26 protein-coding genes are annotated in these 23,961 nt (G+C 50.3%); 14 read left to right on the forward strand and 12 right to left on the reverse strand.

The genetic code is table 11. The features are described 5' to 3' along the window. The first annotated feature begins 38 nt into the window (after positions 1 to 38). The 3 genes from Q0499_RS05645 to Q0499_RS05655 are packed head-to-tail and all read left to right on the forward strand — an operon-like array spanning position 39 to position 2,558. Positions 39 to 902: an alpha/beta hydrolase gene (locus Q0499_RS05645; protein ID WP_299197094.1), complete on the forward strand. Its 864-nt coding sequence runs from the start codon at positions 39 to 41 to the stop codon at positions 900 to 902. Next, positions 899 to 1,897, forward strand: coding sequence for a hypothetical protein (locus Q0499_RS05650; RefSeq protein ID WP_299197096.1), 999 nt, complete (start codon positions 899 to 901; stop codon positions 1,895 to 1,897). The genes Q0499_RS05645 and Q0499_RS05650 overlap by 4 nt, the downstream gene beginning before the upstream one ends. Positions 1,898 to 1,916: 19 nt before the next feature. After that, the gene (locus tag Q0499_RS05655) at positions 1,917 to 2,558 is read left to right on the forward strand and encodes a DUF2959 domain-containing protein (protein ID WP_299197098.1); all 642 of its coding nucleotides are present in this window, start codon (positions 1,917 to 1,919) and stop codon (positions 2,556 to 2,558) included. Between the two features lie 5 nt (positions 2,559 to 2,563). Here the strand turns inward: Q0499_RS05655 and Q0499_RS05660 are convergent, their stop codons facing one another. From Q0499_RS05660 to Q0499_RS05675, 4 genes are read right to left on the reverse strand one after another with little or no spacing between them, the layout of a single operon-like run. After that, positions 2,564 to 3,265: a hypothetical protein gene (locus tag Q0499_RS05660; RefSeq protein WP_299197100.1), complete on the reverse strand. Its 702-nt coding sequence runs from the start codon at positions 3,263 to 3,265 to the stop codon at positions 2,564 to 2,566. Then, the gene (locus tag Q0499_RS05665; RefSeq protein ID WP_299197102.1) at positions 3,262 to 5,904 is read right to left on the reverse strand and encodes an MlaD family protein; all 2,643 of its coding nucleotides are present in this window, start codon (positions 5,902 to 5,904) and stop codon (positions 3,262 to 3,264) included. Before Q0499_RS05665 ends, Q0499_RS05660 begins: the two co-directional genes overlap by 4 nt. Beyond that, the gene (locus Q0499_RS05670) at positions 5,901 to 6,572 is read right to left on the reverse strand and encodes a paraquat-inducible protein A (RefSeq protein ID WP_299197105.1); all 672 of its coding nucleotides are present in this window, start codon (positions 6,570 to 6,572) and stop codon (positions 5,901 to 5,903) included. Before Q0499_RS05670 ends, Q0499_RS05665 begins: the two co-directional genes overlap by 4 nt. Continuing rightward, on the reverse strand, positions 6,565 to 7,215 hold the full coding sequence (locus tag Q0499_RS05675) for a paraquat-inducible protein A (protein ID WP_299197107.1): 651 nt from the start codon (positions 7,213 to 7,215) through the stop codon (positions 6,565 to 6,567). The genes Q0499_RS05670 and Q0499_RS05675 overlap by 8 nt, the downstream gene beginning before the upstream one ends. A gap of 22 nt (positions 7,216 to 7,237) precedes the next feature. On the opposite strand from Q0499_RS05675, the gene Q0499_RS05680 reads away from it, so the two are divergent. From Q0499_RS05680 to Q0499_RS05700, 5 genes are all read left to right on the forward strand, one after another. Continuing rightward, a complete protein-coding gene (locus tag Q0499_RS05680; protein WP_299197109.1) occupies positions 7,238 to 8,131 on the forward strand; it encodes a fructosamine kinase family protein in 894 nt (297 codons plus the stop codon). Between the two features lie 79 nt (positions 8,132 to 8,210). Then, the gene (gene pdxH / locus Q0499_RS05685; RefSeq protein ID WP_299197111.1) at positions 8,211 to 8,864 is read left to right on the forward strand and encodes a pyridoxamine 5'-phosphate oxidase; all 654 of its coding nucleotides are present in this window, start codon (positions 8,211 to 8,213) and stop codon (positions 8,862 to 8,864) included. A gap of 20 nt (positions 8,865 to 8,884) precedes the next feature. Continuing rightward, positions 8,885 to 9,568, forward strand: coding sequence for a dienelactone hydrolase family protein (locus tag Q0499_RS05690; protein ID WP_299197113.1), 684 nt, complete (start codon positions 8,885 to 8,887; stop codon positions 9,566 to 9,568). After that, the gene (locus Q0499_RS05695; RefSeq protein ID WP_299197115.1) at positions 9,569 to 10,039 is read left to right on the forward strand and encodes a peptidylprolyl isomerase; all 471 of its coding nucleotides are present in this window, start codon (positions 9,569 to 9,571) and stop codon (positions 10,037 to 10,039) included. A gap of 42 nt (positions 10,040 to 10,081) precedes the next feature. Then, positions 10,082 to 10,273 (forward strand): YqaE/Pmp3 family membrane protein, encoded by a 192-nt coding sequence (locus Q0499_RS05700; protein ID WP_299197117.1) that lies wholly within the window; start codon positions 10,082 to 10,084, stop codon positions 10,271 to 10,273. Positions 10,274 to 10,565: 292 nt separating this feature from the next. Here the strand turns inward: Q0499_RS05700 and Q0499_RS05705 are convergent, their stop codons facing one another. After that, positions 10,566 to 10,823 (reverse strand): hypothetical protein, encoded by a 258-nt coding sequence (locus Q0499_RS05705; protein WP_299197119.1) that lies wholly within the window; start codon positions 10,821 to 10,823, stop codon positions 10,566 to 10,568. Positions 10,824 to 11,434: 611 nt separating this feature from the next. Here Q0499_RS05705 and Q0499_RS05710 point away from each other — a divergent pair. Continuing rightward, positions 11,435 to 11,557, forward strand: a complete 123-nt coding sequence (locus Q0499_RS05710; RefSeq protein WP_299197122.1) for a hypothetical protein — start codon at positions 11,435 to 11,437, stop codon at positions 11,555 to 11,557. Positions 11,558 to 11,997: 440 nt separating this feature from the next. Here the strand turns inward: Q0499_RS05710 and Q0499_RS05715 are convergent, their stop codons facing one another. Further along, complete coding sequence (locus Q0499_RS05715; protein ID WP_299197124.1) at positions 11,998 to 12,537, reverse strand: carboxymuconolactone decarboxylase family protein; 540 nt, start codon at positions 12,535 to 12,537, stop codon at positions 11,998 to 12,000. 144 nt (positions 12,538 to 12,681) lie between these two features. Here Q0499_RS05715 and Q0499_RS05720 point away from each other — a divergent pair, with 144 nt between their 5' ends. The 3 genes from Q0499_RS05720 to Q0499_RS05730 all read left to right on the forward strand — a co-directional run bounded on the left by Q0499_RS05720 (position 12,682) and on the right by Q0499_RS05730 (position 15,230). Next, entirely contained in the window at positions 12,682 to 13,269 is a 588-nt protein-coding gene (locus tag Q0499_RS05720) for a TetR/AcrR family transcriptional regulator (protein ID WP_299197126.1), read from the forward strand. Between the two features lie 151 nt (positions 13,270 to 13,420). Beyond that, the gene (locus Q0499_RS05725) at positions 13,421 to 13,927 is read left to right on the forward strand and encodes a hypothetical protein (RefSeq protein WP_299197128.1); all 507 of its coding nucleotides are present in this window, start codon (positions 13,421 to 13,423) and stop codon (positions 13,925 to 13,927) included. A 202-nt stretch (positions 13,928 to 14,129) separates the two neighbouring features. Continuing rightward, positions 14,130 to 15,230 (forward strand): GGDEF domain-containing protein, encoded by a 1,101-nt coding sequence (locus Q0499_RS05730; protein ID WP_299197130.1) that lies wholly within the window; start codon positions 14,130 to 14,132, stop codon positions 15,228 to 15,230. 73 nt (positions 15,231 to 15,303) lie between these two features. On the opposite strand, the gene Q0499_RS05735 is transcribed toward Q0499_RS05730, so the two are convergent. The 3 genes from Q0499_RS05735 to Q0499_RS05745 form a co-directional block, all read right to left on the reverse strand. Next, positions 15,304 to 16,131: a DNA-binding domain-containing protein gene (locus Q0499_RS05735; protein WP_299197132.1), complete on the reverse strand. Its 828-nt coding sequence runs from the start codon at positions 16,129 to 16,131 to the stop codon at positions 15,304 to 15,306. Further along, a complete protein-coding gene (locus Q0499_RS05740; protein ID WP_299197135.1) occupies positions 16,128 to 16,991 on the reverse strand; it encodes a DUF692 domain-containing protein in 864 nt (287 codons plus the stop codon). Before Q0499_RS05740 ends, Q0499_RS05735 begins: the two co-directional genes overlap by 4 nt. 77 nt (positions 16,992 to 17,068) lie before the next feature. Next, on the reverse strand, positions 17,069 to 17,530 hold the full coding sequence (locus tag Q0499_RS05745) for a hypothetical protein (RefSeq protein ID WP_299197137.1): 462 nt from the start codon (positions 17,528 to 17,530) through the stop codon (positions 17,069 to 17,071). A gap of 329 nt (positions 17,531 to 17,859) precedes the next feature. On the opposite strand from Q0499_RS05745, the gene Q0499_RS05750 reads away from it, so the two are divergent. Next, complete coding sequence (locus Q0499_RS05750; protein ID WP_299197139.1) at positions 17,860 to 18,831, forward strand: DUF6635 family protein; 972 nt, start codon at positions 17,860 to 17,862, stop codon at positions 18,829 to 18,831. A gap of 28 nt (positions 18,832 to 18,859) precedes the next feature. Here the strand turns inward: Q0499_RS05750 and Q0499_RS05755 are convergent, their stop codons facing one another. The 3 genes from Q0499_RS05755 to Q0499_RS05765 form a co-directional block, all read right to left on the reverse strand. Further along, the gene (locus Q0499_RS05755) at positions 18,860 to 21,286 is read right to left on the reverse strand and encodes an EAL domain-containing protein (RefSeq protein ID WP_299197140.1); all 2,427 of its coding nucleotides are present in this window, start codon (positions 21,284 to 21,286) and stop codon (positions 18,860 to 18,862) included. Positions 21,287 to 21,340: 54 nt separating this feature from the next. Beyond that, complete coding sequence (locus Q0499_RS05760; RefSeq protein ID WP_299197142.1) at positions 21,341 to 22,024, reverse strand: transporter substrate-binding domain-containing protein; 684 nt, start codon at positions 22,022 to 22,024, stop codon at positions 21,341 to 21,343. Between the two features lie 267 nt (positions 22,025 to 22,291). After that, positions 22,292 to 22,663, reverse strand: coding sequence for a YacL family protein (locus tag Q0499_RS05765; protein WP_299197144.1), 372 nt, complete (start codon positions 22,661 to 22,663; stop codon positions 22,292 to 22,294). A 286-nt stretch (positions 22,664 to 22,949) separates the two neighbouring features. On the opposite strand from Q0499_RS05765, the gene Q0499_RS05770 reads away from it, so the two are divergent. Beyond that, positions 22,950 to 23,927 (forward strand): sensor domain-containing diguanylate cyclase, encoded by a 978-nt coding sequence (locus tag Q0499_RS05770; protein WP_299197146.1) that lies wholly within the window; start codon positions 22,950 to 22,952, stop codon positions 23,925 to 23,927. The last annotated feature ends 34 nt before the right edge of the window (positions 23,928 to 23,961 follow it).

Below are 23,961 nucleotides of genomic sequence, written 5' to 3' on the forward strand. Positions count from 1 at the left end.
GTCGTTTTAGATGACCTTGCAGAAAACAGGAGATAGTTATGCGAACCCGATCAGTGATGGCACTCGATCCCCAGGGTTTTCACCGGGTGGTATATCATGAGTGGGGCGATGCCGATAACGACCGGGTGCTGGTGTGTGTCCACGGCCTGGCACGTAATAGTCGTGATTTTGATGACCTGGCACGGGTGCTGTGCAGGGATTACCGGGTGGTATGCCCGGATATGCCTGGACGGGGAGAGAGTGACTGGCTTCCGACAGGCGTAAATTATGATATTCCCCGCTATCTGAGCGATATGGTGACCCTGCTGGCGCGTCTGGATGTTGATCAGGTTGACTGGATCGGCACCTCCATGGGCGGCATCATTGGCACCTGCCTGGCGGCGTTGCCAAACTCTCCGATCCGTTCGCTGGTGCTGAATGATATCGGCAGTTTTGTCGCTAAAGCCGCGCTGCAGCGGATTGCTGACTATCTGGGCGATCATCGTTTTGATTCTGTTGCGGCGGTAGAACAGTATATGCGTACCACCTATAGCGCCTATCAGGGGCTGAATAACAAGCAATGGCAGCACCTGGCGAAGTATGGTCACCGGCAGACCTCAGATGGCCAGTATGGATTGCACTACGACCCCCGTATTGCGGAGCAAAGCCGGGAGATCCAGGATATTGATCTTGAGCCTGTCTGGAGCCAGGTGAGGTGTCCGCAGATGCTGATCTGGGGAGATCAGTCCGATGTACTGACCGCAGATACTGTAGAGCGGATGCAACAGCTGCGTCCGGATATCGATCTTTACCGGATTCCAGGCATGACCCATGCGCCATCACTGATGGAAACAGAACAGATAAATGCAATCCAGCGGTGGTTGCGTGATAATCGGGTTAAGCATCAGGGAGCGAAGTTATGAGTTCACTTTGTAAATGGCCATCCAATCAGCTGTGTCTGACATCGGAGGCGCGTGAGCAGGCGGTGCGTCGGGTTGAAAAAGCGTTTGCCTCGACACTGGAATCGCTCAAGGTCGATATTGGTCTGGTTGAATTATTAGAAACTATCTATGTCCCTCTGGGCGCCTGGCTGGTGGCCCGCAAAGAGCAGCAGCAGGGGCCGCTGGTGGTGGGGATTAATGGTGCCCAGGGGGCGGGTAAGTCGACACTGTTTAATCTGCTGGAGGTGATTCTCGAAGAGGGATTCGACCTTAAAGTGGTCGGTCTGTCGATTGATGATCTCTATAAAACCCGGGAAGACCGGGAAAAACTGGCGCACTCTGTCCATCCTTTGCTGAAAACCCGTGGGGTTCCTGGCACCCATGATGTTGATTTGGGTCTCGAGCTGATACGGGCACTCAAAGGGGAGTTTGGTGAAGAGGGCCGAAACGTAAAAATTCCGGTATTTGATAAGTCGATCGATGATCGCTGTCCTCCCGTCTTGTGGCAGGAGTGGCATGGTGAAGCTGATGTGATTGTGCTGGAGGGCTGGTGTGTTGGCGCTTCAGCACAATCAGAGAGTCAGTTAGCTGAGTCGGTGAATGATCTGGAGCGCAGTGAGGACCCGTTAGGATTCTGGCGCAACTATGTCAATCAGCAGCTTGAAGGCAGCTACAAAGAACTGTTCGGCATGATCGATGTACTGATTATGCTTAAAGTTCCAAGTATGGAGTCGGTGTTTGAGTGGCGCTCTCAACAGGAGAAAAAACTGGCGGAGCGGGTGCGTTATTTCTACGATACCCAGCAGCCCACCCAGCACCTGCGTATTATGAATGAACGGGAGATTCGCCGCTTTATCCAGCATTATGAAAGACTGACCCGTAATATGCTGGAGGAGATGCCCACCCGTGCGGATGTCTGTCTGGAACTGAATCAGAACCATAAAATCGGTAATATCCGTATCAATAAACCGCTGTGACAGATTCAGAAGGAATGTTATGAAACGTGTATTACTAGCCTGTGTTCTGGCTTTGCCTCTGTTAAGTGGCTGTCAGAGTGCCTATTATTCGGCGATGGAAAAGGTCGGAATCCATAAACGGGATATTCTGGTAGACCGGGTTGAAGATACCCGTGCTGCTCAGGACGATGCTCAGGAGGAGTTTGTTTCAGCGCTTGACCAGTTTCGTAAAGTGGTGAACTTTGATGGCGGCGAGCTGGAGTCGGTCTATAACGATATGCAGTCCGCCTATGATGATAGTGAAGCGGCGGCCAAATCGGTCAGTGACAATATTCGCAAGGTTGAAGATGTTGCCGAAGCGCTGTTTGATGAATGGCAAGAGGAACTGGGTCAGTACACCAATACTAAGCTGCGCAGCCAGAGCGCCCAGGCCCTGAAAGAGACAAAATCCCGTTATAATGCTCTACATACCAGCCTGAAAAAGGCGGAAGCAAAAATGCAGCCGGTGCTGTCGGCGCTGAAAGACAACACTCTGTTCCTCAAACATAACCTCAATGCACGGGCGATCGGTTCTTTGAAAGGGGAGTTTGGTGGCATTAAGCGGGATATCGACCGCTTGCTGGCAGAGATGCAGCGCTCGATCCAGGCGTCGGATCAGTTTATTAAAGAGATGAAGCAATAAGCCCGTCAGATGGGCAGGAAGGTCATTGATGCAGCGCTCTGGACTACCCGGGTGATGTTACGGTTGGTGGTGTCTGCGATTAGCAGCGCCATCATATCCTGCAGGCTGATCAGCTTACCAAACAGCCGCTCATAACTGAGGTTGCGGATGCCATTCTCTGAGATGCCATTGCTGAGTATATAACGCTCGCCGGTGTGATCTTGACGGTTATTCAGTTGCCATGAGACGGTTTCCAGGTTGCGCGCGCTGTTATACAGCTTCTGTTGATCAATCTCGTCGAGAATAAAAAATTCATCCTGATAGTTATAGGCGGAGTAGAGCATACTGCTGATGCCCGCCATCAGCGCAAACACCCGGTCTCCCTGATACTCTTCACTGAAACTGAGGGTGATGGCGGCAGTGCCTTTGAGGCCATTGAGCTCGGTAAACCCCTGGATGCGCTGATTACTGAAAATCTGCGCGATGCGTTTTTTTACCGTAGTGCCGGGCGGTGCTTTGGCCAGTTCACGGGGGTTGCGCTTATACAATTTGATGGTCAGTTCACGGGACAGTTTACGGACCTCTTTGATATGCATATCCGTGACGCTGTCGATATCACTTTTCGCCAGATTACTGAGTTTGAAATTGCTGGCAGAGTTGGTGGCGCAGCCGGTTGATAACATCAGCATGCAGAGCAGACCGATCTGCAGCAGTATTGTAGGCCTCACTTGTCGGGCTCCTGCTCATAGAGCTCAAACTGATAACCTGAGCTGACCGGCTCACTGTTGGTATTGCGTGTGCTGAAGGCGATGCCGCCCTGAACAAAACTTTCCAGATTGGTGGTTTCCACTTTTAGTCCTTTAAATAGTCCAAATTCGGCATCAATGCCGCCGATATTCCAGAATCGGCTGGTTTCGTTAATCAACTTACTATAGCGCTCTTTAATATTCACAAAGAGTTTTATTTTTAGATTGTCATCACTCAGCTCATAGCCCGAGACATAACCGACCGGCATACCCCGGAAGTAGATATTACTGTTGATGTCGATGGCACCGAGTTGTTGGGTCTGCAGCACAATGTTAAGACCCGGCAGACTGCGTTCTGCGGGACTTTCGGGCAGCCCGGTAAAACTGAGTTGCTGTGCTCCATTGCCTGGCAGTGCTTCGATATGGTTGCCCGCGATCAAGGTTTCTGGGTAATCCACGCCGGACAGGCTGATCCGGGGTGCGGCGATCCAGAAGCGTGAGCCATTGTGGGCTAGTAGGCGGCCTTCCTCGGTCAGGGCGATCCGGGTTTCCGCGCTGCCCATACTGTCCAGCAGCCGGACCTGTTCCACTCTGCCCATCACCAGCCCTTTAAAATAGACATTCGCTCCGACGGTGATGTTCGGTCCGGGCGGGAAGGTGACGCTGATATCCGGCCCCATCTGTAATGCTTTAGTGCGTTTGTTGTAGAGTTTAAACAGTTGGCGGGAGGTGGCAGCTTTGCCGTTATCGCTAAGGTTGGCGAAGGCGATGCCTCCCCGTAAGAGCGTTTGCAACGATTCGGTGTGAATGTTGACACCACTGCGATTGAGACTGGCATCGACGCCACTGGCATTCCAGAAGCGGCTCTGATCGGTAACCAGGTGGCGGTAGGGCTTATCGATCAACAGGTGGATAATGACACTGTCATCCTCTGACAGCGCATAGTGGCTGACGGTGCCGACCGACAGCTGTTTATACAGCACTGGCGCGCCGCTGCTGATTGATCCCAACTCTTCCGCTTTCAGTCGCACAGCCAGTTTATCGGCGTTTTCCTGGTACAGCAGTCGCCCCTGCTTGCTGGCATTATCAAAGTTCCGGAACAGGTGGAAGCTATGCTCCTGCGCGACGGTTTTCTGATCCCGGGTATCGGGGGTGAAGAAGGCGATACCGCCGTTGAGGATATTGCTGAGAGAACCGCTTTCCAGCTCAACGCCATCGACACCGGCTTTCACTTTGATGCCACTCTCTTCCCAGAAGCGACTGTTGTGTTTGACCAGATCGGCGTACTGCTCCTGAATGGTGGCATAGATCTGTACGCCGCTGCCGTCAGCACTGAGTTCATAGCCGTTTACCTCACCTACCGGAATCTGCCGGTACATCACCGGCGAACCAAAGTCGAGAGACCCCAGTCGGTCGCTCTCAAGGCGGATATTGAGGCCCGAGATTTCCGGCCGGTGAGCGGGCGGGGTAGACAGCGCGGTGAAGTTAAACATCGCCTCCCCGGTGCCCGGTTGCAGCACGATGGCAGACCCCTGAATCAGATCGCCTATGTTCTGTAGCCGGTTCAGGGACAGCTTCGGTTTGGGTAACCAGAAATGGCTGCCTGAGCGCAGCAGAGGACGGGCGCGGGGATCGATCAGTAAGCGGGCATTGAGGGTTGTCAGATCTTCGCTCAGCTGCAGACTCTGGACCCGGCCGATCTGAATCCCTTCACTGATAACCCGGGTTCCCTCATGCACACTGGTGCGGGCGGGGAATTTAACATTAACGACAATGCCGTCTTCAGCGGCTTCAAAGTCCGCAAACAGATGGAACTGATGGCCCGGGCTTAAAACACTCTCATCATCGGGCGGTGTATAGAAACTGATGCCGCCAGCGATGATCGCGGCCAGCGAGCCAAAGCGCAGATCGACCCGTGACAGGTTGGCTTTCAGACTGATACCACTGGCGTTCCAGAAACGGGTGCTGTCGGTGACCAGGTGACTATAGGAAGGCTCGATAAACAGCTCAATGCGGATCTGTTCACTGCTGTCGGTCAGCCCGAAATTGATAACCTCGCCCACCTCTATCTGACGATAATAAACCTTGGCGCCGCGCTGTATCGATTGTGCTGAATCGGCTAACAGAGAAAGGTAGAGTCCCTGACGGTCTTTTAGCGGCGGTGGAGGTTCATTATCGGCGACGAAACTGTAACGTTCATTGCCTTTGCCTGGCTGCAACTCTATGTAGTACCCCGAGAGCAGGGTATCCAGCCCTTTTACCCCGCTGAGCGATATCTGTGGCTTGACCAGCCAGAAACGGGTGCCATCGGCTAGAATCTCGGCCGCCTCTTTCTCCATTTCGATCACGGCGGTGACGCTTTTGAGGTCTTCATTGAGTTTCAGCGTTTTGATCTTTCCGGTGGGTAGTCCCCGATACATCACCCGGGTAACACCGGCTTCCAGGCCTTCTGCGGTTTCAAACTGCACCTCAATCATAATGCCCGCATCCTGGTAGCTTTTAATTACCAGCCAGCCGGCAATAATCGCCGCCAGAAAGGGTAACAGCCAGACTACCGACGGTCCGCGATGGCGTTTAACCAGCGGTGTTGCAGGGGCATTATCAGTTTGAGGGGTACTCATCGTTCATCCTTTTGATCAGTATTCTCGGGTGGCAGATCCGCTTCCGGCATGCCGTTATCCCAAATCAGGCGTGTGTCGAAGGCGATAGCGGAAAACATGGTCAGTAACACCACTATCGCAAAGGCGGTTGCGCCACTGTTGCCTTCAATATGGGCAATATTACCCAGTTGTACCAGTGCTACCAATATCCCGATTACAAAAATATCCAGCATCGACCAGCGACCAATCCACTCCACTACCCGAAACATCATGGTTTTCTGGCGTAGATTGGTCTGCAGGCGAAACTGCACGGTGCAGAGCAAAATTGTTAAAGCGATGATTTTCAATACGGGTACGACGATACTGGCGATTAATACCACCAGACCGATCATCAGCATATCCTGTTCCAGCAGGTGGAGTATACCGCCAAGAATGGTGCTGGGTTCTCCCTGGCCAAACGACTTGAACGTCATAATCGGTAGCAGATTTGCCGGCAGAAACAACAGTATTCCTGCCAGCAGGCTAGCCCAGCTGAGGTTCATCGAATTGGGTATGCGGCTGTGCAGACGGGCACCGCAACGGTCACAGTGTTGCCCCTCCTGACTGATGCGGTGTAGCTTTTCACAATCGATACACAGAAGATAGCCGCTATTGCGGGCGGTGCGTCGGGGTGAAGGGTGATCAGTCATCAGCGTATCTCTGTTTGCGGTGCAGGTCGATCTCATGCCAGATCTGATGCGGATTGAAAAAAATACTGCTGAGCGTGATGACCACAATCAGCGCGCCGAGACTGTAAAGTCCCAGGCCGATATCCAGGTCAGCGATATCTTTCAGTTTGATAATCGAAATCAGCACGCCGAGCAGAAAGATCTCCAGCATCCCCCAGCCGCGCAGGTGCTGATAGCTGAGCATCGCCTGTCTGAGCAAACGTCCCTCCCAGCGGTAGTGCAGAGTGGAGCTGATATAGAACAGCGCAATTAACTGGAACAGCGGCACCACGACCGCGAATAGAAGAATCAGCAGGGCAACCAGCGCCAGCCCGCCTTCGTAAAGCGACATGGCGCTCTGAAGGATAATCTCGCTCTGACTCTGGCCAAAAACCCGTAAGCTGAGAATGGGAAAAATATTCGCCGGGATAAACAGAATCAGCCCCGCGACCGACAGTGCCAGTAAGCGTTCAATGCTGTTGGGGGTGGTGTAATATAAACGGGCATGGCAGCGAGGACAGATAACATCCTCGCCAGGCTGGTTTGCTACCTGTTCAATCAGCAGATCACATTCGTGACAAGCGGTCAAATGTTCAGGTGTGCCATGCATTGCGATATTAACCATTGCTGAAAACAGAACTCAGAGTATGCCAGATTTGTTACCTCAACCCATAGCCAAATGGATAGAACAGCAATCTTTGCAGCTTATCAGGGTGACACCGCTGAGTGGCGGCTGTGTGGCACAGATCAGTAAGCTCAGCCTGAAAAATAGGCAGGGTAACCGCGTTGAATTGGTTCTGAAGCAGGTGCCGGGCGGGACTGATGAGCAAGCCGCCGCAGAGGCTGGGGGGTTGAAAACGCTCGGTTATCAGACACTTGAGAGCCAAACCCTCAGGGTGCCCGAGGTGGTGCTGCAGTCGGGTAATTATTTGTTGATGGAGTATCTATCCCCTGCGCCCCCAACCGCAGATTTTGACCGGCAGCTTGGCATGGGGCTGGCTTTGCAACATCAGTGCGCTGATCCCGCGGGACGCGGCTTTGGGTTTCAACGCGATACGTTCTGTGGTGGCTCGCGGCAGGTGAACCGCTGGCAGGCGGATGGCTACCGTTTTTATGCGCGACAACGCTATCAGTCGCTGGGCGAGCGTTGTTTGGCGCTCAAGCTGATCTCCCATGCGCTGTTTGATCAGCTGTTATGGCTGTGTGACCGGTTGCCTGATCGGGTTCCCGTTCAGCCAGCGGTGCTGCTGCACGGTGATCTCTGGTCGGGTAATGTTATCTGTGGCCCCCATGGGGAACCGGTATTGATTGATCCGGCGGTCTATTATGGCTGGGCAGAAGCGGAGCTGGCGATGACACAGATGTTTGGCGGATTTAATCAGCGCTTTTATCAGGTGTATGAAGCTCATAGCGATATTCTTCCGGATTGGAGAGACCGGGCTGATCTGTATAATCTGTATCACTATCTGAACCATCTGCTGCTGTTCGGGGGTGCGTATCTCCGTGATGTTGAACGCATTGTGAAGTATTATAGCGGCTGAATAATCTGTTTCGGCATGAGCGAAATCGGTGCTGCATAATGGATTCTAAAATCACAGCGTTTTAATTTTCAGGTTATCTATGAGTCAATCCGATCAGGGTGATTTTAAAGCCCTGCGCCGAGAGTATGAGGCGCACCCTCTTAACCGATCCGATCTGGCGGCTGATCCGGTGCAGCAGTTTGCTGACTGGATGCATACGGCCACCGAATACCGTCCCGATGATGCCACCTCGATGACACTGGCTACCGCCAGTGCTTCGGGTATGCCCTCGGCACGGATTGTCCTGCTGAAGCATTTTGGCGCTGAAGGCTTTGCCTGGTATACCGACTATCGCAGTCACAAAGGTCAGGAGCTGGCGGATAACCCTCAGGCCGCGCTGATGTTTTACTGGTATGGGCTGGAGCGGCAGGTGCGGATCCAGGGGCGGGTAGAGAAACTCTCCGCTGCAGAGGGACGCAAATATTTTAACGAACGCCCGGTTGGCAGCCGCATCAGTGCTGCTATCTCGCATCAGAGTTCAGTGGTCGACAGCCGCGAAACGCTGGAACAGGCGGTGGCTGAGCTACAGCAACAGCATCCTGAAGGGGATATTCCCTATCCTGAGTTCTGGGGCGGATATCGCCTGATTCCCAGTCATTTCGAATTCTGGCAGGGGCGGGCAAGTCGTCTACATGACCGCTTCAGCTATACGCTGGTGGAGGGTCAGTGGCAGATCGACCGACTCTCACCCTGAACACTGACGGAGCTTAAAAGATGACAGAACAACGATTGCCCTGTGTCGAAGTCGAACCGGTGCAGCCCGCGGTTGCCAGTGTGATCTGGCTGCATGGGCTGGGGGCTGATGGGCATGATTTCGAGCCCGTGGTACCGGCCCTTAATCTGCCGGATACACTGCCGGTCAGGTTCGTATTCCCGAATGCTCCCGTGCAACCGGTAACGGTGAACGGGGGCTGGGAGATGCCTGCCTGGTATGACATTCTGGAAATGAAGCTGGAACGCAAAATTGATGTGGATGGCTTGCTGCGTTCAGTCAGTCAGATTAATGCGCTGATTGAGCATGAAATAGCCCGGGGAATTCCCTCAGAAAAGATCGTGCTGGCCGGTTTCTCTCAGGGCGGCGCAGTGGCTTACCATACTGCACTATGCTGTCCCAAACCGCTGGCGGGTCTGCTGACCCTGTCAACCTATGTGGCCACTGCTGAACTGATTAAACAGCACCGCACTGATGCCAACCGGTCAATACCGGTTGCTATCCATCATGGCAGTGAAGATGATGTGGTGCCGATGATCCTGGGTGTCCAGGCATGTGAACTGCTACAACAGCAAGGGTATCAGCCTGAATGGCATTGCTGGCCGGTAGATCACGGCCTCTGTCTGCCAGAGGTTGAAGCGATTGGCAGCTGGCTGACAACAATATTAACCATGGAAACGAACTAAATGAATATCAGTAATAACTGCTATGTAGAGATCCATTACACCCTCTTTAACGAAGACCAGGAGAAAGTGGACGGCTCCCGGGATGGCGAGCCGCTGCCCTATATCCATGGCCAGAAAAATATTATACCGGGTCTGGAACAAGCGCTGAACGGGCGTGTTGTGGGCGATACCTTTAGCGTTACCGTCCCACCTGAGCAGGGCTATGGCGAGTATGACGAAGAAAAAGTCAGTATTATTGATGCTGAGTCGTTTGCCGGCTTTGATGAAATTGAAGTGGGCATGCTGTGCCAGTTAGATGATGAAGAAGGTGACGCGCAACTGGTGATGATCACTCATATTGATGAGGCTGAGGGTGAAGTCACGATCGATGCCAACCATCCGTTTGCGGGGCAAACTCTCAACTTTGAAGTCGAAGTAATCAGCGTACGTGAAGCGACCGAAGCGGAACTGCGTGACGGAATTATCGGCTGATAGTGGCTGGACTGATGACGTTATAAAAAAGGAGATTTAACCATGCGATTGTTGTTAGCTCTGCTGCTTCCCTGGCTGCAGTTTTTTACCATCGGCAGGCCTTTTGCGGGCATTATCTGTCTGATACTTCAGTTGACTCTGGTAGGCTGGTTGCCCGCCGCGATCTGGTCAGTATACGCACTGAGTCAATATAATACCGACAAAAAGATAGATGCCGCCCTCGGCGGAAAATGATTAACCGCTTCGCTAAAGAGCTTATTTTTAGAGCTCATCTTTAGAGCTGATTAAGCGCTTAATCAAGCTCCTCTTGCCCGGGCCGGTACCTCTTTATATCTCATTTTTATTGAGGTACCGGGCCGCGTGCAGTTCACCAGCTCCCCTTCCTCTGTGTTACTCATAATTGGCTGCTGACAGGTTGTATCCATCAGGGCCCACTGTTTCAGTAAACAGAGCGGCGTTTGCCGTCACCGGCGACTACAAATAGCGTTTCAGTGATTCAACAGTCACTGAAACAGCTTTCTTATGATCAAACTTTTTCCTGCCATTCCATATCGCCAATCTGAACGTTTAACCATTCAAATCCGATTCGTTTAGCAACGGCGGCCGCGCCATCAAGACTCTTAAATTCCCGCTCACTTCTTGAGCGTTGCAGATCAAGGGTGAGTACTTCGTTATGTTTTGTGATGAATTTCAGCCGCCAGCCACGGGCAATAGAGACCGGTGCTGCCTGGCAGGAATCAAACACTCCCGCTTTAAATAGAAGCTTAATTTCTCTCTCTTGCATGATCAATACCTTTTTAATGAAGATTCTTTAATTAATTAAGATTATTATATAATAAATTTTGATCAATCAAAAGTATTTTAAGATATCCTTTGGTTTGTAAGCCATTGTTTTAAAAGGGCTTTTAATTTATTTTTGATGGGATTTTATATTGACTGAATTTGTATTTTAAGTTGTTGATAAATAAGGATTTAATTGAGATTGTTTCACGGTATTCTGTGATTGTATTTTTCTATTTAAAAGGCATCAATTGAGCAGGAAGACTATCAAAAGCTATGTTTTGATATATCAATAAAGGCTTTGGATTTATTGATTGGAGCCAGGTGATTCAGGTTGATAACTTTGACCGGCTGGCCGTGAGAATCCCTGCTTCAGGAGCATGATTAAACGGCAGTTTTGCCTGGTTGCTTATGGGTCGTATTTTCAATGAGAGGCAGGGGAGGTAGTGGTTGTGCTAATGTTGCGCAGGGCTTTTGTATTCAGGCTTCGTGTTTTCAGCTTTATGTTTTGACCATTTGCTCTAATCAGTCGACTTGTTGAGTTATATCAATATTTGCTAATGCTATCGGGAGTAGTATCAATAACAAGTTTGAAACACAAGAAAGGTAACTGTTATGGATCCGTATCTGTTCGAAACACTGTGGCCTAGCCTGCTAGGCGTTGCAGCAATGGCTGGCGCTATGATCTGGGGATTTATCAAAGTGCGTAAGCTCATGAGTGACGATGGTAAGAAGTAATTTGCTGTTTCACGACTAAAGAGGCCGCAACATGTGGCCTTTTTAATGCCTGTCGTTCAGGCGTTTCATGTCTGTGCCGGAACAGACATAAATCTGCTACAAATCTTAATGATTGTCCGATTGACTGTCCGATTGATTGGGTGGCCTGTTGTGCTGACCGTTTCTTCCGGGCTACTCATCTCTGCTGTCTGACAGACGCTACCAATATCGATGCCATCAGCCTGTGTTGTTAACGTGTCAGTGTTGTTTACGTGGCGATGCACATTGTCATCAACTATTCTGCTCTACAGGGAATATTCGCCGCAGCGTTTTCTTGTGACCGATCGTCAGGCTCTTACTCCGCATTCTGTTTGCTTTATCGGCTGATTGCTTGCAAAAGGTTGGTGGAAGAAGGGGCATTGGCGAGGCCAGTCATCGGTGACTGGCCGGCTAAAGGACTGTCAGACAAAGGCTGCAAAGCGCTCATCAATAGGGGTGTCAGCCAGGTGATTGATATAGTTGCTCATCACTTTCTGTGACAGGCCAAGAATGATCTCCAACAGGTGTTTCTGGGTGTAGCCCGCTGCGTAAAACGCGGCGATATCGGTTTCATCTACCTGCCCCCGGTTACGCACGATCAGCAGGGTTGTATCGTGAAGCGCCTGAAGTTTTGCGCTGGGCATTGGCTTCCGGTTGCGCAGTGCAGTGGTCAGTGCATCATCCACTTTCATCGCTTTAGCGATAGCCGCATGGGCCGGAACACAGTAGTGACACTCATGCTCAACGTTGATTGTTTGCCATACAACGGTCAGTTCATCAGCGTTGAAAGAGCTTTCCTGAAACCACTTATGCAGCATTTGGTAAGCTTCAAGAACAACAGGCGATTCCGCCATCACGCCGTGCAGGCTTGGCAGTGAACCAAAGTTTCTGATTGAGTTTTGTAGCAGTGGCTGACTGGCTTCGGGTGCTGTTTCCAGCGTGTGTACAGTTAAATTGTTCATCATATAACCTTAAAGTGAAGTCGGTGTTGTCTTGACTGTTGAGTTTTGGTTTTTTTTGAGCGACTGCTCAATTATTCTAGGTTATTTGATTTTGATCAGTTGTTCAAGATAGAATTTGAACAACTGTTCAAAAAGGCTGATGAGATGGCAAATATTGCTAAATATGACCGTGAAGATGTAATTCACAAAGCGATGCTGTTGTTCTGGGAAAAGGGTTTTAATGGCGCGTCAACCCGGGATCTGCAACAGGCACTCGATATGCGGCCGGGAAGCATCTATGCCGCGTTTGGCAGTAAAGAGAAACTCTATAGCGAAACACTTGAATGCTACTCGCGGGAGATGGCGACAGTACTGGAGCAGAGGATAGCGGAAGCGGGCTCACCGCTGGCGGGACTGGAGGCATTTTTTCGCAATGTGGTGATCGAACGGCGCGACACCAATCCCAGCGAGATCTGTATGCTGGTGAAAACCCTGTCGGAGGCCCGGAATGATCAGCCCGAACTGATGAAATTGTCCCGTGAACTACTTAAACGTACAGAAAATCGATTTGCCGAAATTCTTCAGCAGGCGATTAAACAGGGTGAAATTGCAGAGCATTCGGATCCGTACATCCTGGCAAAACACCTGCAGGTGCAAATGATTGGTCTGCGCATCTATATGAAGACAAGTCTGAATACCGTCGCTGTTGGTGAGTTGATTGAGGCTGTTTTCAATAATATTAAAGCGCGTTAGGAGGATTACCCAAGTTGGGTAATTGTTGGGCTAGTTTCTATTTCCGGATAATAGATTCAGCGTATAGTGTGTTCTGGAGTCTGGAAAAGAAAGAAGGCCTTGCGGTGTATGCCATCTTGTTTTTGTGATCACTTAGGTTAGAGGCTCATCTATGAAATCGGTTACCAGGCTAATATCTGTCGCTTTCTCTGTTCTGTTTATCTGCTTATCAGGTTTTGTTCTGACGGGGTGCGGTGAGGAGAAATCTGCAGCCCCCCCGGCTATCAATATTCAACAGATTGACCCTTCCAATCAACAGGCGTTTGTCCGCCAGATGGCGGGGCACTATGTTTTATTAAGTAATCAGCTGCGGAATCAATATCTGGAATTCAAGGCCGCCGACGATGCTGATGGCTTTGTACTTTATCGTAATATGCGCTGGACACCTGAGTATATAGAGATAAAGACCGCTTATGAAAAGGTGTTTCATGATCAAAAAGCTTACATCTACCGGCAGCAGTTGGATGGGTTGTTTGAGCTATTTTTTGGTTTGCACAAGCTTTCAGTTCATCTGAAACACAGCCTGCTTGAAAAAGACGAGACGCTGGAACAGCAAGTGCTGGAAAAGCTGATTAAGGATCAGGCTGAAGTGAGCACTTATCTGCTAAGAGCACCTTAACCGGCTGTCGGGCAGAGTCGGTCATAGAGTCGAGTAGTGCTTTTATACAATTGACTTTATTGCACGACATAATTACCTTGATTTAATGTAGCTGTTTTCTGACGTTGACTCAGAACGCTCATTAACGCTGGTGGATCATTAATTATCTTCGCTGGCCCAAGACAACCAAACCATAACCGACTATGGTCTGGAGTTTCTATGGATGATTAAGCCGTTGTTACAGAAGCAGGAATCTTCGGCGCAATCCGATTATCACCGTTTACAGGTGATCTTGTTTATCGCACCGATGGCCGCACTGTTGCATTTCCTGCTGATACCGTTTTTTTATTTCACCGGTGTTGAGATACTGGCTTGGCTGAATGTTATCAGTGTTCTGATATGGGCATATGGTATACGGCTGAGTAATCGGAACAGAATCAATCTGGCAATTCAGCTTTTCTGCTGTGAAGTATTAATCCATTCTGTTGTTGCAACCTATTATCTGGGGGCTGATTCAGGCTTTCAGTATTATCTTTGGTCGATGTCTGCTCTGGCTGTTATGGATACTAGCAGTAGCCGCTGGCGGGTGTTTATTACCGCGATCATGCTGGTTCTGGTGTTTGCACTACTGAATGTAGGGCTAGTCAGGCCAGTGTTAGCGTTTCCGTTTAGTGAATATCTGCTCTATATGAAACTGATAAATATGTTGGTTTCGGGAATACTGTCGATTCTCGCCGTTATGATTATGCGTGGATTACATCTGAGTCAGCAGGCAGAGTTGAAAATGCTGGCAGACAGAGATAGTTTAACCGGATTGTTTAACCGCAGGCAGGGCGGGGTGTTGTTAGAGCAGGCATACGCGCACGCTCTGAGAACCAAGCAGCCGTTGACGGTGGTGATGGCGGATATTGATCGGTTTAAGCAGATCAATGATAGTTATGGTCATGCTGTTGGTGACGTCGTCTTGTGTCAGATAGCCGACCTGTTGCACAGCAGTATCCGTAAGAGTGATGTTTTGATTCGCTGGGGCGGTGAAGAGTTCTTGCTTCTGTTTCAGGATGCCTCTGCTAAGGCTGCGGAAAATTTGCTGGACAACGTTAATCACCGGCTTGAGCTATTGTGCTCTGAGGATAGTATGCCGGAGACTGTGGTAACACTGAGTTTCGGCATCGCCCAGTGGCATTCTGATGAGTCGATGGATCAGACGATTATGCGTGCCGACAACGCGCTGTATCTCAGTAAGCAGAGAGGGCGAAACAGAATAACACTGGCTGACGAGTCGGGTACTGTAAATAACGCTGTCCATGTTAACAACCCAGTCTGACCCCCCCACTTTCAAAACTTTTCTCAAACCCTTTATTAAAGCCTTTTATAAACGCTTGGTCGAAAACGGCAGGTTAAGGTTTTTCGGCAATTTCCAGCGTTGGTTGCGTCCCCAAACCGGTTAACTGAGATATCCAGCCGAGCTCAAGCCAGCGTACTAATACACTGAGTAGTTCCGCCGCCGCGGCCTCTTCGCCGACCTCTGCAGCGGTTAATTCCGCCGCGGTGGTAAAGTTCTCTCCCTCAATGAAACAGTGTATTAACCGCTGTTCCAGCGGAGCTGCTGAACGAAACTCCGTCAGTCGTTCCCGGTTGCGCCAGATAACCCAGCAGGCCGATTGTTGTGACGGGTTGGGGGGAGTCTGGTCAGCTTTGATCGCCTGCCAGATCTCAACAGCATTATCATGGCTGCTAAACAGCTGCAGGCTGGGGTGAAATCGTAACTGCATCCCGGGCCACAATTCCGGTGGCAGTTGTTGCAGTGTTTCCACTGATGCGGTATCCCAGTCCGGCGCATCGAAGGATGATAACAAGCCGCGTTCGAACCGAGCGAGTTCTGCAATGTGAGGATACTGACCGAAAAACGAGTCGCGCTTCAGATAATCCGGCAGTGGGTCACAATAGTAGCGTAGCGAGCGGTATCTGCTCGGTACGGATTCGATATACCCATCCACCATCTGTTCAAACAGGTCATCACCCAGATAGCTGCCCAGCACCGGATGATCGTTATCGATCACCTCCCGCAGGCGTAATCGATAGCCGCTTTGATAGATTGACAGACGTTGTTGTGCATCGAGGTTATGGTCACCCGCGATATGAGCGGTGATTGCATCATCCCCAGCCAGCAGTGCTGCCATCATCTGTTGTTGGCGCAGGTGTAGCATTCCGCTTGATTTGCTCATCTGATCTCCAGCTGTGCCGCAGGCTTTCCAGCGTGTGGGCAGGGCAGTACCTCGGCGGCAATATCACGGGCGATCTGCAATTCGTCCAGTAACTGATTCAGGGGTGGGATATTATCATCCCGTTCAATCATGGTGCTGACGGCCCCAAAGCGTTGCAGAGCTTTGCGATAAAGCGCCCACACCGGATCACAGATATCATGATCATGGGTATCAATGACATGGGTGCCGTAATCACTGTGGCCGGCGAGGTGAAACTGGCGAACCCGCTCCGGGTTGATTGAGTTGAGGTAGGTTTGCGCATCAAAGTTATGGTTGCGTGAACTGACATAGATATTGTTAATATCTAATAACATCAGACAGTCGGCACGCTCAACCACTTCGCTGTAAAACTCCCACTCGGACATCACTGATTCTGTATAGCTGATATAGCTGGATACATTTTCCAGCAGCAACTGTCTGCCCAGTGTTTCCTGTACCTGCATTATCCGTCCGGCGATATGGTCTATTGCCTCTTCGGTATAGGGCATCGGCAGCAGGTCATGGCTATTAACACCCTCCAGACCCGTCCAGCAGAGGTGGTCAGAGATCCACTGCGGCTGTACCTCATTGGCCAGCAGTTTCAAACGTTGCAGGTAATCTTTGTCCAACGGCTCGGTGGAACCGATCGACATAGACACGCCGTGCATCACCAGCGGATATTGCTCACGAATGGCGTGCAGATAATATTTGGGTTTGCCTCCGGCAACCATAAAGTTTTCTGAGATAATCTCAAACCAGTCGACATCGGGGCGGCTTTCAAGCACATCATTAAAGTGCTGGGTTCTCAACCCCAGGCCAAAGCCCAGAAAATGATCGTTCATGGCAACTCCATCAGGTAAACAGAAACGCCCCTGGCTGGTTGGAAAGGGGCGTTAGGCAAAGCGTTTAGCCGCAGTACTTACTTGGTTGTACCACCGATATCCGCGCAGGATTTTGCGGTGCTCATAACAAAGCCGGTACCTTTGCAGGAACCGTGACCGGCACAGGCGTTATCTGCCGTTTTACAGTCATTATGCCCTTTACATACGTTTACACCGAAGCACTGGGTAAGCTCTGCTTTAGCAATCTGAGCACGCCAGTCATCTCTGACAGTGCCGCCAGCATCTTTACAGGCTTTAATTGGCATAGCAACAAAACCCTGACCTTTACAGGATGCCATCCCTTTACAGGCATTATTTGCTGTTTTGCAGTCGTTATGACCCTTACAGCTGTTTACCCCATAGCAATGTCCGAGTTCTACAGTATCTGTTGGGGCTGCAGTCGAAGAGCTGGCTGCATTAGCGCCTACACATCCGGCCAGACCCGCAGCCGCCATTGCGATAGCCGCACCGGAAAGTTTGGTTTTCATCGTGGTGATCATTATTATTCTTCCTCTGGTTTATGGTGGCCTCCGGCCTTTTCAGGCTGATCAGTTAAGTTGATCGCGGAGGCCCGTAAAAATGTCCCTAAAGCGCAGTAGTTCAGAGAGTCTTTAGCGGTTACAAGACCACTATTCATGATGAACTTGAAATGAACCTGAAAATTCATGGCGGATGTATAAATTGGGGTGAAATTTTACAAAACTGAAGCTGTTTGTAATGCTAAGCCGTTAAACTGTCCGGCAAACCGATGAGACATCACTCATTCAAGGAACCCCCGGAACTGTTTGCGGGTCTTATAGAATCCAATACTGAGTAACAGCCAAACCCGATGCACTTTTCAGAACCTGATAAACAGATCACCGATGCCGCCCTGCAAGCGGCGATTCAAGTGGCCGTCGTCAGCGGTATTCGTCGATATTTTGATAGCTGTCGCGGGCGGGTGCCTGGATTTATCAAACAGCACTTTAGTTATCCGGCGGCATTAGAAACTAACCGGGTGGCATTCGGTTTTGATGTTTTACGAGCGCCGGTCAATTTGTTCTGGGCGCCGCTGTTTGCGCTGGTGAGTATGATCCGCTTTTTTGTCGGTCGTTCTTCCCGGCTAGGCGGGTTATATCGCATAATGGGGCGTTTTCCGGCGGGGTTTACCACCCAGGTGCAGACCCATATCAGTGAACTGGTGCTGAATGATCTGTTACAACATGGCCAGTCAGAGATGTCCCTGAGCTGGTTTATCGCGGAAGAGTTGAGAGGGCTGTATCAGCAGGAAGAGATGAGTAGCGCGAATAGCGTAAATTTTCATGCCCGTATGGAGCCTATTGTTGATGAAGCGCTGGCTCAGTATCGCATTACCCGTACCGCCTCCGCCGATATTACCAATACTCTCTCCTGTACCGTACTGGGTGCCTTCGCCTTTCAGAAATTCACCCCGGGCGGCATCGGTATTGCGCTGATGCTGGCGACGATGGTCAGCACTAAGCTGGCTGCCAGTGAATTTTTCTTAGGTGAAACCTTAGGTAACCTGTATTACAGCGTGTTTCCGCCATCGCCGTCCATTGGTGTTACTGTGGCCACTATTGCAGGGGTGTTGTCGTTGCTGTCGGCCTTTGCGGCGCTGGCGGGAATTATTTCCGATCCGTTTCAGGCCGCTACCGGCTTGCATCGTTATCGACTCAATAAGATGTTGAACCATATGGAGCAGGATATGCTGCGTAAGAGCAGTAGCAGCTTTCGACCAAAAGATCAGTATGTTGCCCGGATCATGGAGTGCTTCGACCTGATCCGGTCAGGGTTGTTATAAGACGACAGGGTTATTGGCATCGATGCTCTTACCCGTCAACCAGACTGCTCTGTGCTGTTTGCTGCAACCGGTCGTAGAACTGCTCAGCTTTGATCGGTTTGGAAAACAGATAACCCTGGAAGCAGTTGCAGCCCAACTCCATCAACGCACTGCGTTCATTCAGGGTTTCAACGCCTTCGGCGATCACTGTCAGGTTCAACCGGTCCGCGGTGGCAATAATAACCTCTACAATGGCTGCCTGTTCAGATGAGGGGCGCAGACCGGTAACAAATGACCTGTCTATCTTGAGTATATCCAGCGGTAGATTATGAAGGTAGCGCAGAGAAGAGTAGCCGGTACCAAAGTCATCAATGGCAAATGATATGCCCTGTTGCTTAAGCAGTTTCATCTTGCCGCAGGCAATGTCAAAGTTATTCAACAACATATTTTCGGTGATCTCCAGCTCTAGCAGTAAGCCGGGAAGTTCAGCCTTTTCAAGCGTATCCAGCAGACGATCAACAAAATCAACCTGCATAAACTGCAGCGGGCTGATATTAACAGCGAGGCGTTTAAATGGGTCAGGCAAACCCTGCTTTTGCCAGGCTGACAGTTGGGAGATGGCTTGTTTTAACACCCAGTTACCTATTTCGAGAATCTGACCGCTCTCTTCAGCGATCTGAATAAAGTCCCCGGGCATAATGATGCCTTTGTCCGGATGTCGCCATCGCAGCAACGCTTCGGCGCCGAGAATCTGATCATCACTGTTCACCTGGGGTTGATACCAGAGCTCAAACTCATTATGTTCCAGCGCCTGATGCAGGCCTTTTTCCACCTCCATCCGTTCCTGAGCAGAGGATTGCATCTCCGGATCGAAAAACTGGTAACTATTACGGCCCAGTGTTTTTACGCGATAGAGTGCGGTGTCGGCATGGCGCAGGACGTCGAGTGCGTTATTTTGTTTATCCGGGAAAATGGCAATGCCTATACTGGTACTGCAGTAGAGCTGGTGGTCACCAATCACAAAGGGAAGCGCCATCTCCTGCAAAATGTTCAACGCGCAGGAGGCTGCAACTTCAGCACAGAGTTCCGCTGTTTTTCCGGTATCGGGCAGTAGAACAGCAAACTCATCTCCGCCAAAGCGGGCGCAGGTGCTTTTTTCCGGCAATATCCGGGTGAGCCGTGTTGCTACCTCGCAAAGAATGGCGTCACCAACCGGGTGGCCGAGTGAATCATTAATCGTTTTAAAACGATCAAGATCCAGATAGAGGATTGCGCCAAAATGGTGGCTGTTCTGATGAAAGTTTATCGCAGCACTCAGGCGATCGATAAATAGTCTGCGGTTGGCGAGCCCGGTGAGGGTGTCGAAAAACGCCAGTTCGAAGATCTGTTTCTCCGCGGCTTTTCTGACTGAGATATCCCGGGCCAGAATCATAATATAGTCTTCATCGTTGAGACACATTCTGATACAGCGGGCTTCAACCGGAAACTGGTCTCCCTGCGTGCTGCTTTGCTCGTCCTCGATGGTGCTGATCTGTTTGTCATCGATGGTGGTAAACAGCACCTGCAGTGCTTCGGCGGTATAGTTTTTACTGAAGTTTGCCAGCGACTGACCGATCAACAACTGTCCATCGATCCTGAGTGTCTGTTCAGCCTGATGGTTGGCCCTGACAATGGTGCTGTCAGGCCGGCAGAGAAACATCGCATCACCGGCGTTATCCATCAGCGAGCGGGAAAAGTGTTCACTTTTAGACAGGTTGTTAATCGTTTCATTTAGCAGGTCTGTTTTCTCGTTTTTCTCCTGCCAGAGACGGGCAAACCCCTCAGCCAGCTCACCGATCTCATCGGGTTTATTGTAAGGTGGTTGCGGACAGTGGTCATTATGACGTAACAGGTTAACCCAATTGGCAATATCGAGAATAGGTCGCGACAGGTAACGATAGATTAACACCAAGAATATCATTGCCAGTATAAGACTGGTGATAATGCCGACGGTCAGGCTGGTGGTGATGCGGCGGGCATAGTTGTTGATAATTTGAGATGTATCCAGGTCGATAATCAGCTTCGCGCTATCCTTACTGGATGGGCTTACGGTTAACGGGGTTTCAATATGACTGCTGATCTGAAAAAAGGAGCTGACTATGGAGGCGGTCCGGGTTTGCTCAGCGGGTTCCCGGCTATGTTCGGCAAGTTTATCGCCGAAGTCATCAATGATACTGGCATGAATGATAATCGGATTGGATATCAGCGATGCGGTGATCTCACCCCCCAGTTCGCTATCCAGATTATAGACCGCACGGGTTGCCGTCTCTCTGTTCATAAGGGTAATCCGCTCAACCGCTTGCTGCAGCTTGAGTTTTTCCAGATCAAAGTCCATATAGATCTGCCAGCTGGTTGAGAGAAGCCCCAACAACACTGAGATCAGTAGTACAGACCGGGCTTGCTTAAAAGCGATACGCTGAGTAAAGGTTGAACTCATCGGCAATGTTCCTGCTTTACGCTAAAACTATGTGAAAATTCAGCGAAAGCTGTGTCAAAAATACTGTTTATATATCGCATCAAATTCCCCCGAAGTTTTAATTTTGTTGAGTCCGGCGTTGAATTGATCCAGCAATGCTTCATTGCCTGGGTATTGCTTACTGAGACACAGGTGTAATGGTGTACTTTTTATATCGTTTAATCGATGGGACTTTATCTTATTTTGCAGGCCCAGTTCTCGGGCATGGTACAGCGTCGTCAGTTCGCCGCTATAGAATACATCGACATTTCGGTACACCACCGAACGGATACCACTGTCAACATCGGGGGTAGTTGAATGGTTTACATCGTGTTGGGTCAGCTGTTGTTCCACTCCCCATTCAGTTACAGAAATTACCTGGTAATGGTGTAGATCAGCAAATTTTATCAGCTTGCGGGTATCGAAATCTTTAGCGGTGATGGCAACCCGGTTGTTTTCACTGGTGGGGTCGCTGAAGAGCATAAACGCTTCTCTAGTGGGGTTTTTGGCGCAGGAAAGTGTGCCGGCAATTTTGCCATGCTCCATATTTTTGACAATACGTTTCCAGGGAGCTTCGGAAATGGTGGCCTCGATGCCAACGGCGGCAAACGCAGCTTTAACGACCTCTACATCGATCCCACTGATGGCGTTTTGCGGGCCAATAATCGTGTAGGGGGGGAACTCCACAGTATAAAGCTTAACCTGATTCTCTCCTGCCATAGCAAAGAAACTTAGTATTGTCAGACATACGGCTAAAAAGGCTTTATTAAAAAATGAAAACATCCAGATCCCTCTCAAATGTAGATAAGCTTTTTACGTCACTCCTGTAAACGTCTTGTCATTCTTTACTTTTTTGGCGATAAAGCAAGATCTCATTGGTTGAACATAACCAGAGCGAAGTTATTTTATACTTCGTGAAAAACCAATCTTAGAGCTTAGTCGTTAAAGCCGTATTAAGCTAAGTAAGTAAACTTAGCGGCTGGCTGTTTAGTCTTCAGCCGTAAAGCTTTGCCAGCCTTCAATAATCTCGATGAAGTCATCCAGGCCGCAGCTGGCGGTGGACTCCTGATCATAGAACACCAGGTTGTCCTCCGGTTGTTCCTCTTCAAACTCCGAATCCAGGGCATGAGCACGCACTACGGCCTCATCCCGGCTGAGCAATAGATTGTATTCAGCGCCTTCCATCCGATAGTCCATGCGCTGATGGTTTTGCAGTTCAGCGATGATTGTCATCAGTTCAGCGATAACCGTCTGGCGGCTTCTTAACTCATAGGTCAGCCAATAACCGAGGGCTTCATGGCCCATGGAAAACTCAGCCCGGAACGCGCCGTAAATATCGTGGGTGAAATCGTAGTCCACAGTCGTGCTCCGTCATGGGTGAGGTATTCATTTAAATGGACGCGGAGCATAGCATAGCTGCTTTGAATAGAGCAGCAGAAGTATCATCGCGGCGCTATCGTCGCCAGATAGATGTATGGCCTTCGCATTGAAATAATAATTGGTTAGTATTTATTCAGTTAGCAGTTTAGGTACTGAATAGCCCTTTTCTGGGAGAAGTACGCTATATTCGGGAAATTAAGTTTTTATACTTAACGTTTCATTTCTTAATCGGGGTTGGGTAGTCGACCTTAGGTGCGGACGTTTCATGGAGTTAGATGACGTGATTAATCAAGAAGATGATGTTTACAAGACGTTGCTCGAGTCAACCAATGCTATTCCCTGGAAGATAAATTGGGAGACCAAGGCGTTTGAGTATATCGGGCCCCAGATCGAACAGCTGTTAGGCTGGAGTCAGGACAGCTGGGTATCAGCCCAGGACTGGATCGATCGGATTCATGTGGATGAGCGGGATAGCACTGCGCAGTACTGCATCAACCTGTGTGAAAAAGGCACCGATCATGAGGCGGATTATCGGGCGCTGACCGCCGATGGCCGGTATGTCTGGGTGCGTGATGTTGTCCATGTTATTCGCAAGAATGGTGTGACGACTGATCTGGTCGGCTTTATGTTTGATATATCCGAGCGGAAGGCGATGGAAGAGGAGCTTCAGCGGGCGAATAAAAAGCTCGAAGCACTCTCCTATCTGGATGGCCTGACCGGAGTCCCCAATCGTCGCCTCTATGACCAGACTCTGACCACTGAGTGGGCGCGAGCGCTGCGCTCCGGTAGCTCCCTCTCCCTGATTGTTATCGATATTGACCATTTCAAAGACTACAACGACCAGTGTGGACATATTCAGGGTGATGAGTGTCTGAGACAGGTAGCCGAAGCGTTGCAGAGTGTTGCGGTTCGCTCAACTGACTTCTTTGCCCGTTATGGTGGTGAGGAGTTTGTATTGCTGTTGCCGGATACCGCTCGCGAAGCTGCCCGTGATATTGCCGAGCGTTGCCGCCGCTGTATTCTTGAACTTGGACTGCCACATCCGGCGTCGAGCACCGGACCACTGCTGACCATCAGCGCCGGAGTTGCCAGCATGGAACCGAAGCAGGGGACTGACCAGAGTGAACTGTTTTCAGCCGCCGACCGGATGTTGTATCAGGCCAAACGTAATGGCCGCAATCGCTTTGCCTGCAGCTGGCCGATTAAGGCCACCGGTCCTGACACAAATCTGGCTGCGGGTTAAGCTCGCTTTAAATCAAAACCGGATTGCCATTACC

Source organism: uncultured Amphritea sp. (assembly GCF_937127095.1).
Taxonomy (GTDB): Bacteria; Pseudomonadota; Gammaproteobacteria; order Pseudomonadales; family Balneatricaceae; genus Amphritea.

Coding starts and splice junctions, on each gene's coding strand:
- Q0499_RS05645 (WP_299197094.1), top strand. CDS start 39: ATGCGAACCCGATCAGTGATGGCACTCGATCCCCAGGGTTTTCACCGG.
- Q0499_RS05650 (WP_299197096.1), top strand. CDS start 899: ATGAGTTCACTTTGTAAATGGCCATCCAATCAGCTGTGTCTGACATCG.
- Q0499_RS05655 (WP_299197098.1), top strand. CDS start 1,917: ATGAAACGTGTATTACTAGCCTGTGTTCTGGCTTTGCCTCTGTTAAGT.
- Q0499_RS05665 (WP_299197102.1), bottom strand. CDS start 5,904: ATGAGTACCCCTCAAACTGATAATGCCCCTGCAACACCGCTGGTTAAA.
- Q0499_RS05670 (WP_299197105.1), bottom strand. CDS start 6,572: ATGACTGATCACCCTTCACCCCGACGCACCGCCCGCAATAGCGGCTAT.
- Q0499_RS05675 (WP_299197107.1), bottom strand. CDS start 7,215: ATGGTTAATATCGCAATGCATGGCACACCTGAACATTTGACCGCTTGT.
- Q0499_RS05680 (WP_299197109.1), top strand. CDS start 7,238: ATGCCAGATTTGTTACCTCAACCCATAGCCAAATGGATAGAACAGCAA.
- pdxH (WP_299197111.1), top strand. CDS start 8,211: ATGAGTCAATCCGATCAGGGTGATTTTAAAGCCCTGCGCCGAGAGTAT.
- Q0499_RS05690 (WP_299197113.1), top strand. CDS start 8,885: ATGACAGAACAACGATTGCCCTGTGTCGAAGTCGAACCGGTGCAGCCC.
- Q0499_RS05695 (WP_299197115.1), top strand. CDS start 9,569: ATGAATATCAGTAATAACTGCTATGTAGAGATCCATTACACCCTCTTT.
- Q0499_RS05700 (WP_299197117.1), top strand. CDS start 10,082: ATGCGATTGTTGTTAGCTCTGCTGCTTCCCTGGCTGCAGTTTTTTACC.
- Q0499_RS05705 (WP_299197119.1), bottom strand. CDS start 10,823: ATGCAAGAGAGAGAAATTAAGCTTCTATTTAAAGCGGGAGTGTTTGAT.
- Q0499_RS05710 (WP_299197122.1), top strand. CDS start 11,435: ATGGATCCGTATCTGTTCGAAACACTGTGGCCTAGCCTGCTAGGCGTT.
- Q0499_RS05715 (WP_299197124.1), bottom strand. CDS start 12,537: ATGAACAATTTAACTGTACACACGCTGGAAACAGCACCCGAAGCCAGT.
- Q0499_RS05720 (WP_299197126.1), top strand. CDS start 12,682: ATGGCAAATATTGCTAAATATGACCGTGAAGATGTAATTCACAAAGCG.
- Q0499_RS05725 (WP_299197128.1), top strand. CDS start 13,421: ATGAAATCGGTTACCAGGCTAATATCTGTCGCTTTCTCTGTTCTGTTT.
- Q0499_RS05730 (WP_299197130.1), top strand. CDS start 14,130: ATGATTAAGCCGTTGTTACAGAAGCAGGAATCTTCGGCGCAATCCGAT.
- Q0499_RS05735 (WP_299197132.1), bottom strand. CDS start 16,131: ATGAGCAAATCAAGCGGAATGCTACACCTGCGCCAACAACAGATGATG.
- Q0499_RS05740 (WP_299197135.1), bottom strand. CDS start 16,991: ATGAACGATCATTTTCTGGGCTTTGGCCTGGGGTTGAGAACCCAGCAC.
- Q0499_RS05745 (WP_299197137.1), bottom strand. CDS start 17,530: ATGATCACCACGATGAAAACCAAACTTTCCGGTGCGGCTATCGCAATG.
- Q0499_RS05750 (WP_299197139.1), top strand. CDS start 17,860: ATGCACTTTTCAGAACCTGATAAACAGATCACCGATGCCGCCCTGCAA.
- Q0499_RS05755 (WP_299197140.1), bottom strand. CDS start 21,286: ATGAGTTCAACCTTTACTCAGCGTATCGCTTTTAAGCAAGCCCGGTCT.
- Q0499_RS05760 (WP_299197142.1), bottom strand. CDS start 22,024: ATGGCAGGAGAGAATCAGGTTAAGCTTTATACTGTGGAGTTCCCCCCC.
- Q0499_RS05770 (WP_299197146.1), top strand. CDS start 22,950: ATGGAGTTAGATGACGTGATTAATCAAGAAGATGATGTTTACAAGACG.